15 protein-coding genes are annotated in these 14460 nt (G+C 56.1%); 11 read left to right on the forward strand and 4 right to left on the reverse strand.

Annotation, left to right across the window (positions count from 1 at the left end; translation table 11 throughout):
* Positions 1-350 precede the first annotated feature (350 nt).
* The 4 genes from K8I04_03755 to K8I04_03770 all read left to right on the forward strand — a co-directional run bounded on the left by K8I04_03755 (position 351) and on the right by K8I04_03770 (position 2917).
* Positions 351-890 (forward strand): MarR family transcriptional regulator, encoded by a 540-nt coding sequence (locus K8I04_03755; GenBank protein ID MBZ0070829.1) that lies wholly within the window; start codon positions 351-353, stop codon positions 888-890.
* Positions 887-1291, forward strand: a complete 405-nt coding sequence (locus tag K8I04_03760) for a hypothetical protein (protein MBZ0070830.1) — start codon at positions 887-889, stop codon at positions 1289-1291. Before K8I04_03755 ends, K8I04_03760 begins: the two co-directional genes overlap by 4 nt.
* Before the next feature lie 516 nt (positions 1292-1807).
* Positions 1808-2167, forward strand: coding sequence for an XRE family transcriptional regulator (locus K8I04_03765; GenBank protein MBZ0070831.1), 360 nt, complete (start codon positions 1808-1810; stop codon positions 2165-2167).
* On the forward strand, positions 2168-2917 hold the full coding sequence (locus tag K8I04_03770; protein MBZ0070832.1) for an RES family NAD+ phosphorylase: 750 nt from the start codon (positions 2168-2170) through the stop codon (positions 2915-2917).
* A gap of 395 nt (positions 2918-3312) precedes the next feature.
* Here K8I04_03770 and K8I04_03775 read toward each other — a convergent pair whose 3' ends face one another.
* From K8I04_03775 to K8I04_03785, 3 genes are all read right to left on the reverse strand, one after another.
* Positions 3313-4083 (reverse strand): hypothetical protein, encoded by a 771-nt coding sequence (locus K8I04_03775; protein MBZ0070833.1) that lies wholly within the window; start codon positions 4081-4083, stop codon positions 3313-3315.
* 162 nt (positions 4084-4245) lie between these two features.
* Entirely contained in the window at positions 4246-5523 is a 1278-nt protein-coding gene (locus K8I04_03780; GenBank protein MBZ0070834.1) for a hypothetical protein, read from the reverse strand.
* 287 nt (positions 5524-5810) lie between these two features.
* Entirely contained in the window at positions 5811-6041 is a 231-nt protein-coding gene (locus K8I04_03785) for a hypothetical protein (GenBank protein MBZ0070835.1), read from the reverse strand.
* Positions 6042-6198: 157 nt separating this feature from the next.
* Here K8I04_03785 and K8I04_03790 point away from each other — a divergent pair, with 157 nt between their 5' ends.
* Positions 6199-6426, forward strand: coding sequence for a hypothetical protein (locus K8I04_03790; GenBank protein MBZ0070836.1), 228 nt, complete (start codon positions 6199-6201; stop codon positions 6424-6426).
* Here K8I04_03790 and K8I04_03795 read toward each other — a convergent pair.
* Positions 6393-7034 (reverse strand): ankyrin repeat domain-containing protein, encoded by a 642-nt coding sequence (locus K8I04_03795; protein MBZ0070837.1) that lies wholly within the window; start codon positions 7032-7034, stop codon positions 6393-6395. The genes K8I04_03790 and K8I04_03795 overlap by 34 nt on opposite strands.
* Positions 7035-7161: 127 nt before the next feature.
* Here K8I04_03795 and K8I04_03800 point away from each other — a divergent pair, with 127 nt between their 5' ends.
* The 6 genes from K8I04_03800 to K8I04_03825 all read left to right on the forward strand — a co-directional run bounded on the left by K8I04_03800 (position 7162) and on the right by K8I04_03825 (position 13436).
* Complete coding sequence (locus K8I04_03800; protein MBZ0070838.1) at positions 7162-7755, forward strand: hypothetical protein; 594 nt, start codon at positions 7162-7164, stop codon at positions 7753-7755.
* Between the two features lie 98 nt (positions 7756-7853).
* Entirely contained in the window at positions 7854-9311 is a 1458-nt protein-coding gene (locus K8I04_03805) for a DUF2779 domain-containing protein (protein MBZ0070839.1), read from the forward strand.
* A gap of 2 nt (positions 9312-9313) precedes the next feature.
* Positions 9314-10357 (forward strand): WYL domain-containing protein, encoded by a 1044-nt coding sequence (locus K8I04_03810; protein ID MBZ0070840.1) that lies wholly within the window; start codon positions 9314-9316, stop codon positions 10355-10357.
* Positions 10350-11408 (forward strand): hypothetical protein, encoded by a 1059-nt coding sequence (locus K8I04_03815; GenBank protein ID MBZ0070841.1) that lies wholly within the window; start codon positions 10350-10352, stop codon positions 11406-11408. The genes K8I04_03810 and K8I04_03815 overlap by 8 nt, the downstream gene beginning before the upstream one ends.
* 29 nt (positions 11409-11437) lie before the next feature.
* On the forward strand, positions 11438-12283 hold the full coding sequence (locus tag K8I04_03820; protein MBZ0070842.1) for a hypothetical protein: 846 nt from the start codon (positions 11438-11440) through the stop codon (positions 12281-12283).
* A gap of 469 nt (positions 12284-12752) precedes the next feature.
* A complete protein-coding gene (locus tag K8I04_03825; GenBank protein ID MBZ0070843.1) occupies positions 12753-13436 on the forward strand; it encodes a DUF1566 domain-containing protein in 684 nt (227 codons plus the stop codon).
* The last annotated feature ends 1024 nt before the right edge of the window (positions 13437-14460 follow it).

Genomic DNA, 14460 nt, shown 5'->3' on the forward strand with positions numbered 1-14460 from the left:
CGCGCTGCGCGCTCTGCCCCACTCCCCCCCGCCCCTCGCCGGCGAGGGGCGGGGGGGAGTGGGGCAGAGCGCGCAGCGCGTCCAGGGTTTAACCGCGAGGTTTAGGGTTTTCCGAGTCCTGTGCAGATTGCGGGGTTTAGCCTTCGGCGGATTGCGGGGTTTAGCCTTCGGCGGGGGGTCGCGGGATGACCCTAAACGCACCTAAAACCCTATATCTAAAGAAGAGCAAGAAAATAGAAAATGTAAAAGATAAATATAAACAATAAGTTACAAGTAAAAATAGGGGGGTTGATAGTAATCATATATGATGCGATACTTATCTTTAATGATTATCGGTTAAGGGCGGGAAAATGGCAAATATTCGACTAACGCAGAATTCAAATCCAAACGGCAAACAAGGGCCGGGGGGGTTGGTGACCGAGGATGGTGACCAGAAGGAAGGTTTTGTTGCCTACCACCCACCGAGGCGCAAAAATGGCTTTGAGAAAGAGGGGTTTGTAGCGATGAGCAAGACCGCAATGGACTTGATGGCAGAAGATAGCGAACTGCAAGGCGCGGATCTGCGCGTCTTGCTCAAGATGCTTGCGCGCCTGGATTTTGAGAACTGGATACTGGTGGCGCAGACAGAGATCAGCAGAGAGCTGGGGATGAAACCACAGAACGTGAGCCGCAGTATAAAGCGGCTAACAGACAAAGGATTACTGCTCAAGGGTCCGAGAAGTGGGCTAAATCAAGCATACCGCCTTAATCCCGAAGTGGGCTGGATGGGGTCGAACCACTTGCACAAGGGCGCGTTAAGCGAGCAAGGCGATAGCGCCCTGCGGGAAGCGAAGCGCGCCAGGCTATGTGCGGTGGTGAGCAACAAACGAAAAGATGGGAGTGAGACATGAGTTTCCACGACGAGCATGAGGATGACCAGGTTCGCGTATTTGTGCGCGAAGCGCGGATAAACGAGCTTGCGCGCCGGTCAAAGATCGATGCCGATGTGTTTATTTCTCTGGCGGGGATGATGGACGCCGACAGCCAGCGAGTCCCGACAGAGTCCCTGGGCGTCGTGGGGGACGATATCGGCGTCAGCATGGCGCAAGTGAATAGATCGGTGAAGCGGCTGGTGAAGGACGGTATGGTGTTGGAGCGCCGCGAGGGGCGTGAGACGGTCTACTACATTAACCCTACCGTCGCTCGACTAATACCGCCCCCTTGGCCACCGGCCTTCGGCCCGGTGGCCACGCCGGCAGCGAGAGAAGCGCGCCGAGGGCGTCGCGCCAAACCCAGACATGCGGGGGCATGAACGGGGGCATGGTATATTTCCGGATCATAGAAAACTGTTGAATGATAGACAGTTACGAAGATTATTGCGTTCCTGTCGCCGCACCATACTTCGCGGACCCTATTGTCGCTGTTTATGGCAATGTCGTAATACCCCTTTTATGTGTCTTAACTAGCTGTTTTATATTGATTCATACCTTTTTGGTGTGCGATCTCTCGGGTTGTTGCGCCCTGCGGCTCCCGTTCCGCGACTCAGTTGCAGAGATCATATAGAAAGTAAAAACAATATGTTAGTTGACGCTGCGCCACTAATGGCGAGACCTGATGACAAGCAATTTGAGATTATTTGACCTAAGTGCCGCGATTAAAGAGATTTCCTGATCGCGCATCAACATATTGATTCATAAGTAAAATAAACGTTTGTTTGGATGGCTCGAATTGAGCGAAGTGGATACCAAGACGTCAAACCTCTGCGCAGGCGTGCAAAATGCACAATAACTGCTAATATGTGCTTTATGCACAGTAGGGGGGTGACCTCATGAACCAAGTGATTTCACGAGACGCCGACAAGGCCGGCATCCTCGCCGAGGCTTTCAGCAGCGCCGGCCAGCAGCTCGGACTGAGTCAGGCTGAGCTGGGCGAAATCATCGGCAAGGACCGTAGCGCGATCAGCCGCGGGCGCATCGACCCCGAGAGCAAGTCCGGCGAGTTGGCGTTACTGTTCGTCCGCTGCTACCGCGCATTGTTCGTCCTGGTCGGCGGCGACCCGGCCCAAATGCGACACTGGATGCGTACCCCGAACCACGGAACCGGCGGCATACCTGCCGAACAGGTCAAGCACGTCCCAGGGCTGGTCGAGGTCCTCCAGTACCTGGACGCCATCCGGGGTAAGCTCTGAGTGGTTGACTGGTCCGCGATACTGGCGGCCACGCCGCCGGTGATGCTGGCCGGTACCCTGCGTCGGCTGGTAGAGAGCCAGGAGCAGGTAGCCACCAATCAGCTGGTCTCTTCGCTCACGCGCCAGTCGCAGCTCGAGGAAATGCTGGAGGCGACCAAGCCGGCACTGCGCCCCGGGACAGAAAATCTCCACTATCTCTTAGCGGCTCCCTTCCGCTATCCGCCGCTCAAGCACGGTTCCCGGTTCGGCAAACGGACTGAACCGAGTCTCTTTTATGGATCCTGGGAGACGCGGACGGTCTTGGCCGAAGCTGCTTACTACCGGTTCGTCTTCTGGCATGACATGGAGACGCCGCCGCCAGGCAAGCTCGATACCCAGCACACGCTGTTTGGCGCCGAGTACCGCACCGGGCGTGGCCTGCAACTACAGCAAAACCCATTTGCAGAACACGGTGCGGTGCTGACGCATCCGGCTGATTACAGCCAGACGCAGGCCCTGGGCACCAACCTGCGCGCCGCCGACGTCGACGCGTTCGAGTTCCTCTCGGCACGTGATCCGGACCGCGGGATCAATGTAGCGCTGCTGTCACCAGTGGCATTCGCAAACCCGCAACCGATCTTTCAGGAGGCCTGGCTTTGCGAGCTGACGGGCGAGCATGTGCGGTTCCAGGCCGCGCACGGCAAAGAGGTGTATGAGTATCCGATCGGGATTTTCCAGATCAATGGTCGGTTGCCAAGGCCGTCTGTTTGATATGCGCCGCCCTAGAACGGAAAGGCGAGACGGGCCTTTCTCATTAGGAATCTTGACTGGTTCAGGTTGCTTCTTGCACATCCAGACCCGGTTATACTAGCTTTTCCTTGTATCTAGTATAACGGGATAGGGGTTTATACGAGCCTGCCCGCTGTCTATTGATTTGCAATTGAAACTGGTCCACTTGAGCTAGAAATTTGCATCGAAAATTGACTCGCGTATAGCCCCTATCCTGCTGGAACCCTGGCAGGAGAACTGGAGTGAAAAACGTGAGCTGGAGGGCGAAATCTAAAAAACCGAATAAGACCTGAGCTGCACTCAGATTCACCGGGCGGGTCAAAATTCGATACAAAACCTGGGTCGACATTAGGTGCAAATCAACAGGCAGTTTCTGATTACCTTATTTGCCTATGTAAATCACCGATAAGCTGCGGAAATTCCTCCTGTGCAGCGATCTCGATTGTTGTTTTGATGATTTCATCAATTGCTGGTGTTTCTCCTCTAAGGGCCTCGTCCCTCAATTCGAACACCTTGTTGGTTATCCAGAAAGCAAGGTGTTCATCTGCCGACGCGTAGAATTCAGAGAATCCCTCCGCTTCGGTCTGCGTTAGTCCATACATGTTGCAGATATCAAAGTAGTTACCTTCGACGTCATCTGCGGAATTACAGAGCGCGAAGATGACTGCTAAAAGAGCAATACGCGCACGGCCTCCGTCGATGTTGTGCTGTTCACCGAGTTTGATCTGAACAGTACCGGCGACGAACTCGGCGAGCGTCCGTGGAGGAAGGCTCGAGGCTCGATCATGCGCGCGAACGGGATCTGCCTTTGGCGGTAGAGTGTCGGATTTGAGTGGTTCGAGGATAGGTTCGTCATCAACCTCATCTATGATGTGCGCAAGCCCCTTCGCGCGCATAACCGAGGTTATTTCATCATCTGTAATGCCCAGTCTATACGCCTTTTCGATTAGTTCGCACATGACCTTGTCAAGGTGCATCTGTGCGTCATAACCTTGGGAAACCCGGAAGAGAATCTCCTTAGGCATCATGTCGACGTCTGGGTAATGGGCATTTAACTTCGATAGCATCTTCTCGATGTCATGGCGTGCGACAAGCGTTTGCGCGATTTTCTCGTATACGGCTTCCCGGCGTATATTTTTGAAAAACATCTTTGTGGCCTGCGGCTGTATGTGGAAATACAGGATTATCCAGATGAGTCTAGGCTAGTCAATTATTTGTCTGGATGCCGCGGGTTGGAGTTGATAGTGGTCGGGTCGGGGAAGATGACAAGAAGTTAATCCGCTCTCGTCTAGGTCTTAGCCCAGTCTGGCTTATCGTTCTTCTGGCGCTCTCCAGGAATTGAATCTTTCCAGCGCGTCAATGCTACCTATCAGTTCGCGTGCACGTTTGAGGCGTGCGAGCATTCGTTCGCGTTCCTCATTGGGTAATTGGGCGATCCTGTTTTCAGCGTCCACAAAAAATGCCTGAAGCTGCATGGACTGCGACCAGGCGCTGATGATTTTGAGCAGTTCATCCTTGCTATCCTGAAGGGCTTTTGCGGCCTCTTCTTCGCGCCGCTTTCGTTCCCATTCTTCGTGTTGGGCTTTCCACTTCTGGTTCTCGATCTCTGCTTGGCGTGCGCCTTCCTCGGCTAGGCGCGAGATCTCGACCGCAGCTTGTTCCAGTTCCTTCACAATGGTCGTGATGCGACTGGCCAAATCGCGATCTTTCGATTCACGCCATTGATGGCTCCACTTCGCGCGATGATACGGCGAGTAAGCCTGGAGGCAGAGGCGATTAGTCGCATATTCACGTGTGGTCGTCCATGTATGACCGGCGGCATAGCGCGACCGCTTCGACGGGGTGTACTCGCTGAGTCTGACGTATTCTCCGCCCACGTGAATCACCTCAACCTCTTCCGACATCTCTATGATGGTCAGTCCGATCGCGACGGTGCCAACGTAGACGACGGTGCAGCGTGCCGGTCGCCACAGGTTGTTGTAGTTAGATTGTTTTGTCGGGGCTTCGCGCTCGTCAACATCGGCTCTGTGAAACGATTCTCCATCGGGAGCGATGACGACGCGGTATCCGCGTTCCTCCAGCGCTAGAAACAGCTCGTTGGCGAAGGCCAACGCCTTGTCGAGACCCGTTTTCGTGACAGTCAGATCGACCAGCAGTCGCTTGCTGGGTTTCAGATAGTTTGCGTTATAGGAAAGTCGGCCTGCTTCGAACAATGCCTTGGCGCCGACAAGCAAACGATGTTGTGCCGGGCGCGGCTCGGTGCGCCGAGATCTCCGTCGCGCAGTCTGCGCCGGCGGTTTCGGTGGGACTCGATGCACGACCGGTGGTTCGCCATCGCGGGTCCAAGTCAGCTGATCCCCAGGGCGGGCTTCGGGTAATGAAGGCTGTTCGGGTGCCCTGCCTACTGCAAGCTTGGCCCAATAGCCACGTTCAGGCCGAGGCACGTTGAGTAGTGTGCAAACCCGGGCCATATAGCTGGATGACACATCAAACCGCTCGGCCACTTTGAGCATCGGCTCGGACCAAACCAGCTCGTACAGCCTCTCACGGCTAATTGGCGCATTGTTGTGCTGTTTGTCTGATGCCATTGAGATCGTGTGCTGGCAGCAAGGTTTGTGAGCGTAGTCAGTCCGACAATGCCAGGAACACGCCGAATTTGTAATGCTCCGGCGGTCGCATCCCGGCCGGTGAAATCTGCTTCAGCAGATCTGGCTGAGACGGGCACGACTGATAGCAGGGGTATGAAGTGATTGTATCGCGCGCTAGCGAGCCATCGTTTCGGCGTCGATCAAGTTCAGGCAAGATTTCGTCTGGGGGAATATATAGGTTGATCATGCGATGGGCTTCCAGTAATTGCTGAGCCTATCATCGATGCCTAAGTCTTCAGATCGCGGATCATATTCCAGAGATCTGTCTGCTTTTTGGGGGTTGGCAGCACTCCAGGTTTGCCAGCTGCCCGATCTTGGAGGTATGCGCTCATGTCCTTCCAGTCGATGCCTTCGCCGGTAGCGATGAACGCCTCGAGCCGCATTTCGGCGAGTGAATAGAATTGCTTGCGGCGCAGTACCGACTCGGCGTCTTCTGAAAGGTGTGAGTCTGTTGTCATGCGGGTTTAGCTCAAGTCAGCATCCTGGCCACGTGATTTGATGGTAGCAAAAGCTGGCGAGGGATGTCATCCGGCCGGATATGACTTTTATATCAGGGTTAACCGCATGAAGCGGTTCAATATCTGCCCGTGCGGATAGAAGCCGCTAGCCGCACGAATGAGGGATTTAAAACTGGCCTTTGATGATCGCTGCGCGGTACAGGACAAGGCCCAGGCGGTGGTCGACAAGCTGACGGATATGTGGCTGCGCGAGGCGGCGGACAATATCCGCGAGGTGATCTCCGAGATGCTGACGTGCAACTGTTATTCGGCCCCGCACTGGCACCGGATCCGGACCAACAGCCCACTGGATCAGAATCGTGGATCATGTAACGACCTTTCATAAAATCCCGGTGATCTACCGTCGTTATCACGCAGCCCTTCGTAGTCACCCTGCCAGCCAAGTGTCTCAAACAGATCGCGACGCCCGCATGCGCACAGCAGGTGATAGGCGGACCAGCCGGTTTTCGTTCTGCGCAAGGGATTCGCGCCTGCGGCAATCAACAGGTGCATCACGGTGTAATGTCCGCCTGAGATGGCATGAAACAACGCGATCCATCCACCGTTATCGACGCCATCCACTGACGCACCGGCGGCGAGCAGGGACTCGCTCACTTCCAGCGAACCCTGGCGCGCCGCCAGGATGAGCGGTGACCAGCCAAAGATGTCGCACCTATCCAATGGAGCGTTGTATTGGATGAGGAGCCCGATGGTAGGGGTGTGGCCAGATACCGTAGCTAAGTGCAGTGCCGTGCGTCCGATCTGATCTGTGCTCGTTGTGGAGGCGCCTGCGGCCAGCAAGATATCAGTGCACACCTGCGCGCTCCGCATAACAGCCAGCATCAATGCCGTATTGCGGTTCGCGTCGATAGCATCCACGTCCTCATCGCCGGTGAGAATCCGTTTCAGCGACTCGACATCGTTGCGGATGACCGCTTCATGCAACTTGCCCATGCCCTTGCCCCTTGATTTGAGACTCAGGGGCCACGATACCGCGGGCCTGCGACGATTTAGGTCGTGCGACCTATTTTGTCGTAGTGGTGGTGGATACTAAGGTCGACACGCAGACCAGGAGCCGGCCATGCCACGGACCATCCGCCACACCCCGAACAAGACGGACGTTGACCTGCCGACGCCCTCGGCCGCGCTTTCGCCGCAGATGAACCTGTGGATTCTCCGTGCCTTGATCCCCTTGAGGGGGTGTTTAAACTGGCTGGAGGAAGACGGTTTCTATGTATCCACGGGATGCCTGACGGCGGTCCTTGGGTTCAGTGAGTGCGAGGACTATGGAGCCAAACGGTTCAACCGACGGGCTGTCGTACAAGAGATACGTCGACTGTTTGCGCAAGCGGAGAAACGCGCCGCGACGGCACGCTTGTCGAAAGCGCTAACCCCGAAATGTGCGTATATCGCTACCCCGAACCGGATGGACCGCATAGATCCTGTGGCCCTGCGGCACTTTGATATCAAGCTGCGGTTCGGTTATCTCCGCCCAAGGCAGGCGTGGCGGTTGTTGCGCAGTTACTGGGCGGTGCTTGGTCTACGTGTGCCCGCGTCCAAGTTGAAGCCTGACCTCGCGACACTGACTACCCTGAGCCCCGGCGATTTCGCGGCCGTGGCACGGCACACGCATTTCAACCGCTTGCCGACGACGCCGCTTTCGTCGATGCACTGAGGGCCAAGTGCGTCCTCAAGCCGGATCGCCAGCCACGCCCCATCGGCTTTGTATCGTCACAGTAGCTGGGCTAGTATCCCGGCAAAGGACAATAACAGATGTACGGACTCTCCAAATCCAAACTCCTGGCCTACCGCCAGTGCCCCAAACGGCTCTGGCTGGAGACCCATCGGCCCGATCTCGCCGAGCCGGACGACGACGGCGGGCTGCGGCAAAGTGCTGGGCTTCAGGTCGGCGACGTGGCGCGCGCGTTGCACCGCGACGGCATCCTCATCGAAGCACAGAGCCTCCGCGCCTGCCTTGCGCAAACGCGAAAAGCACTGGACAGCGCGCCGCGGCGACCGCTGTTCGAGGCGACCTTCGAGCATGACGGCGTCCTGGTGCGGGCCGATCTGCTGCTGCCCGCGCGCGGCGGGCACCGCCTGGTCGAAGTGAAGGCAACGTCTGAGGTTAAGGATCACCACATCGAAGACAGCGCCGTGCAGGCCTGGGTAGCGCGCAACGCCGGCCTTAAAGTCACGCACGTGGAAGTGGCGCACATCGACACGGCGTTCGTTTATCCCGGCGGCGCCGACTATGCCGGCCTGTTCGCACACGTCGATCTGACACGCGACGCGCAGGCACTGGCTCGGGAGGTGCCGGTTTGGGTCAAGGGCGCCCGCGCGACCTTGTCGAAGAAGAAGGAACCGCGTATCGAGCCGGGCGACCAGTGCACGAAGCCCTATCCCTGCCCGTTTCACGACTACTGCAACGGCGATGACGACGCGGACGGCTATCCACCGGAGATCCTGCCCCATGGAAAGACGCTCGCCCGCTCGCTGCGCGCCGAAGGCTATACCGATCTGCGCGACGTGCCGAAGGGCCGTCTCGCCAAACCGCACCACTTCCGCGTCTGGCAATGCAGCGTCACCGGCAAACCGCTGCTCGACGCCGGGGCCGCAACGCTGCTGCGCGGCTTCGGCTATCCGCGCTACTACCTGGACTTCGAGACCATCAATCCCGCGGTGCCGATCTGGCCCGGAACCCGGCCTTACCAGCAAGTGCCGTTTCAGTGGTCCTGTCACCGCGAAGCGAAGAACGGCACGCTGCGCGCCGACGGGTTCCTTGCGGCCGATGACCTCGACCCGCGCCGCGCCTTCATGGACAGCCTGCTCGACGCCATCGGCGACACCGGCCCGGTCTTTGTCTACAACATCACCTTTGAACGCAAGCGCCTGGAAGAACTGGCCGCCGACTTTCCTAAGCAGCGATCACCTTTGAAAGCCATAATCAAACGCCTGGTCGACCTGCTCCCGATCACCCGCGAGCATTACTACCATCCCGACATGCGCGGCTCCTGGTCCATCAAGGCCGTGTTGCCGACGATCGCGCCGGAACTCGACTACGGCAACCTGCTCGTCGGCGATGGCGGCATGGCCCAGCAGGCCTATCTGGAAATGAACGCGCCGGAGACGAGCGCACGCCGCCGCAGGCAATTGCGCGACGGGCTGCTTGCATATTGCAACCAGGACACCCTCGCCATGGTGCGCCTGGCGCACTTCCTTCAGGGACGCTGACCATGCCGAGATCGAACGCGGGCAATGCGATGGCGCGTCAATGGACAATGCTGAAGCTACTGCCCGACAGGGCACCAGGCCATACCGCCCGCGAATTGCAGGCCCTGCTCGCTGACAGGGGCTACGTCGTCGACAAAAACACGGTGGCGCGTGACCTGAAAGCGCTGTCGGCCATCTTCCCGCTGATCTGTGACGGCGAAGGAGATCGCGTTGCACATAGATGGTACTGGATGAAGCACTGCGGGCTCGACATTCCTGCACTGGACGTAACAGATGCGCTCTCACTCACGCTGCTGCGCGATTTTCTCGCGCCACTGCTTCCTGCGTCAGTGCTCTCCGTACTGGGACCGCGTTTCGAACAAGCCGAGCGCGCTCTCGCACAATTGTCGGGCAGCAATCACATCGCGACCTGGGCCGACAAAATCCGCAGTGTACCGCCCACACTCCCGCTACTGCCGCCGACCATCGACGCCGAGTTGCTCGCCAGGATCGAGGACGCCCTGCTGCGCGATAAGCAGATCGAATGCCGCTACCGCTCCGCTGACGGCCGCGAGACCGAACAGCGCCTGCACCCGCTCGCGCTCGTTCAGCGCGGCCCGGTGACCTACCTCGTCGCCACCGCCTTCGATTATGACGACGCGCATCTGTATGCCGTTCATCGGTTCATCGCTGCGGGCGTGATCGACGAACCGGCACGCCGGCCGAAAGGCTTCAGCATCGACACCTACATCGCGGACGGCGCACTGCAATTCGGCAACGGCAAAATGATCCGACTGAAGGCGCGCGTGAGCGAAACGCTGGCGCGCACGCTCGAAGAGACCCCGCTGTCGGAGGACATGCGTATCGTGCGCAAGAACGGGGAATTGCTGTTGACTGCGACCGTCGCGGATAGTTGGCAGTTGCGGTGGTGGGTATTATCGTGGGGTGATGGAGCAGTAATCCTTAACCCAAGAAGTCTGCGTTACGAGGTAGTACGTGAAGTATTAGATGCGAGCCATGCGTACCAAGATGAAGTTACTCAACAGGAGACGTCATTCCGTGGATAAAGTGTCAAAGCAAATCCGAAGCGACCCCTCTAATTTCTTTATTGCGCTTGCAGGAAGCAAACCTTCTGAAAATTACCTGTCTAGAGCATTCCATGCTTGCTTTACGCAGTCTCCTGCATTTGCGAATACCATTCTTTCATTGATTTGGAAATCACGTGGCATGCGTGGTGATGTGCCAGACTATAAAAATTGGGTATGTGACTATCAACCGGTCACGCCGCTTAACAAGACGATACGTCCAGACCTATGTTTACAGCCAACCCAAGGAACTAAACGGACGGGCGCAAGTAAGCCAATATTTATCGAAAGCAAGGTTGGCGCTGTGCTAGGTGAAGACCAGCTAAAGAACTATATTGATTCTGGCACCGAGGTATTGGTAGCGATCACAAAGAATTGGCCAGAGATATCGAGGGCACGATTATCTCAGTTAGGCGTGAATCACCTTCGCTGGCAAGATGTATCTCGCGCGGTCTCTGAAGTATCAAGCCGCCGTAGCAGTAAAGACAGATTTCTCTGTGACGCATTTGTCGACCTTTTGGAGGATATGGGCATGAGTTATCGTGAAAACATCACAGTTCCGCAGCTGGAACAGGTTGGCATGTTTTTATCGAAGGTGAGTGCGCATGGCCAGAAACGCCGCAATTACGCGTTAAAGTCGTGTTTTGAAATTGCGGACTCCTGTGTTTCATTGCTTCAAGATGCGCGCCGCATAGCTCAGGAGAGCATGCCAGTCCTATCAAAGTGCAACAATTGGGGGCCCGGATATTTTGCTCTGGTATGCGACGAAGAGCCTTCAAGCACAGAATGGCACGCCATAGGCATAGAAATGTGGAAGAGCTACTCTAGAAGTCGGCTTCTGTGCGCAATATATTTCTCTGCTAGTAAGCCTAGCGAAATATATTGGGAGATTGAAAACATCGGAAGCGAGATAAAAGACGACAGAAAACATATATCTGTTCCAATCAAAAAACTCACCACAAATGGAGAACTAGACTCACATAAAATAGCTGGCTCAATTTTGGAAGCCGTTAAGAAGTGGAATCCGTTCTAGCCCTCTCTAATTTGTCGAAGACTCGTCGCATGAGAACGATCATCTTAGGCGTGGACTGCTCCGCTGTTTCCGTCATAGCGCGCCTGCACCTTTCGTTTTACGACAGCCATGCAGTGCCGACGAGATCAACACTTGCTCGTCAAGCGATGCTTACGATAGACAGCACTGCAAATGCCCCCTCGTTCCTCGTTGGTGACGAATTGTTGGCCACAGCGGGCGAGGCGGCGGACTACGTCATGATCGTCGTCGATCCAAATGACGCCGAGGCCGTGCACGATGCGACCAAGGCGGGTGAAGCGGCACGCAAGGCCGGATCGTACCTTGTTATGGCCTTATGCAGTGAACCGGTCGCGGCCGACCGCCTCGATGCGACCGTGAAGTCCACCGTATTGCACTTGCTACGCGCGGCCGTGGACAGTCTGGTGGTCGTCAAATCAGGATCGCACCCAGACTATGATCGAGCAGGGGTCACCCGTGTTGCATATACGCTGGTTGCTGCCACGCTCGATCATCGCGTGAATCTAATCGGCCTCGATCTTGGCGATCTCAAGGAAGCAGTGCATGGCTGGGCAATCGCCACTGTCACCATGGTTGATTTGGCAAAAGCGAACACGACCGGAGATACGCCCGGATTCGACGGGCGTATCGACATCGCTTCCCCGTTGCGCGGCAATCCGCGTGGATTGTTTTGCAGTTATGGCGCAGCACCGGATCAGCTCCGACTGGAAGATTTCGAATCAGCCGGATCGGCGATTCAAGATGCGCTGTCGATCGCCTATCCGATGTGCGACGTAACGATTGCGGTGGCTTGTCTTGGCGATGGCTCTTTGGGGCACACTGCCGAGGTCGTTGCATGCTTGGCCTTTAACGGGTGATCTGTTGTCAGCGTCCGAATTGATTCCGGATTCACGCAACATACGAGACCTCGAAGGCCATCTAGGACTGCAACTGGCCGACTCACGTCCGTATAGCGCAGAGCGAATTCGCGAATCCCCAGGACTGTTTTGGGTCGGACTCCGTAATTCAGTGTTTGCTAATATTTCAAGGACACGTCTTCCGATTTCGACCCGAAGCGACCGTTGCCACGTATTTGCTGAGTGAGTTGGTTTTGTCAGCATAGTCTTACAAGGGCATTGGTTCCGTAAACAGGAATTGCCCTCCTGATCTTTCGATAGTATTTTCAGCTACAAGAAACTGCGCTGCTGGCCCCCTATGCACAGGGAAACAGTCGGCGAATATGGACAGAGGATCCGCTGTTGGGAGCGCGGATAAATAGAGCGTTTTTCATCTAAATTTGATGGCTCCGATCCCGAATACCAAATATAAATACTGGATGTGCATCCCATGAAACACGCGATCCTAGGTGCCGTGTGCACCAGTCTTCTTGTTGCGATCAGTGGTGCGGCGCAAGCTGCGTTGATCGATCGAGGTGGCGGTCTAATTTACGACACCGATCTAAACATCACTTGGCTGGCGAATGCCAATTACGGTGCCGGGTCGTCTTATGACAGTATCGATGGCACCAGCAATGGTGCAATGGATTGGCAGAACGCAGTCAGTTGGGCGATGAATCTGTCCTATTACGATAGTGTGCGCAACGTTACCTATGACGACTGGCGTCTGCCGACCACGCTGGAACCAGATCCTAGCTGCCAACAAACAAACGATGGCTTAATAAACTGCACGGGTAGCGAGCTGGGTCACCTGTTCTACAATGAGCTGGGTGGTGTAGCAGGCTATTCTCTTACTACTACGCATAATGATAATTATTACCTATTTACCAACATCGTGTTCAATTATTGGTCAGGTACTATCTACTCATCTCTTGGGAATAGTTACGCATGGAGCTTCAGCTCCACTGGTAGACAGGGAGCCCAAGGCATGGGCAGTCCTTATTTACATGCGTGGGCTGTACGTGATGGTGATGTGGCTGCAATTCCTTCGATGGTGCCGCTACCTACAGCGGTATGGTTGTTCGCCAGCGGCTTGTTGGCGCTTGCCGGCATGAGCCGCAAATGTCGATGCTGAGCCTTCGGTGGTGCGAGAGCATTGATCCTTTTAGGAATGCGCAGGGGTGCGCCCTCCTGTCTTCCTGCCTAGCGAATACGTGAAAATAGTTCTCGTCGAGATATCCCATAAACAGCTGCTTCTGGCCGATTCTGTTGAGAAACTCAGTTGCACGCCCGATGCCGTTCTCTTTCGGGGTGCTCAGACCCTTCCTCGAAGGGAGATCGTCGCTCCTATGCCTTCCTGCGAGGTCAGAATTTCTGAAGTGTTTGTCTTTCGGTACCCGACAGAGAGTTTTTCAACACAATTGGCCGATAGCAGACTTACAACATCGGCGAACAATCATTCAGGGACTCGCCCGCTTCTCGCCAGAAGCGGTAGTTACAAATCAAAATTGGAATCATAACCAAGTACTCGACGTTGGACAGAACGGATGATCATCCGGACATGGAGCGTGGCATCCACTAGTAGTCGAGCGGCGGGCCGAGCAGAGTTCAGCGCGTCGGTGAGGCGGGGTACGCCTGTGTGGCAGATGAGGACGGACGGGTAAAGGGCTGGTGGGTCTTAACCCAGTGGAACCCCAAGGAAACGGCTCTCGGGCGACAGCCACCCACGGCTACGCCTGTACTGGGGGGCTCGTTCCACTTTGCGGCTGGGTTCCCAGCTCCGTCACCGTGGGGGCTTCACCGCCCACGAGCCTGGCCAAGTTGGGCCGGGGCGCGGTCTCGGGTTCGCGGCTCCCTCCGACCCGCTGCCGAAGGCCGGGGCCTGCACAGCCTGGATCCACTCCGTGGCCCCCCCGCTAGTTCCGGCATGACCTGCGGTAGAAGATGCAGTAAGCTGTCACATACTAGAAAAGAATATGCTGCAAGCGGGCAATAAGAATTCGCGCGGCTTTGTTCACTCAGTCATTGAATGCCTAATAAATCATAATGACGAGCGCCTACTTTAAAGATATCGAAATAAAATGGAACTGACCTTTTAGGAGGCAGTGGATAAGTTCCGCGCCAAATCCGAGTTTATGTCGAGCGGCTACTTCATCCGC

It is taken from the genome of Gammaproteobacteria bacterium, assembly GCA_019911805.1.
Lineage (GTDB): Bacteria > Pseudomonadota > Gammaproteobacteria > Thiohalobacterales > Thiohalobacteraceae > JAHJQQ01.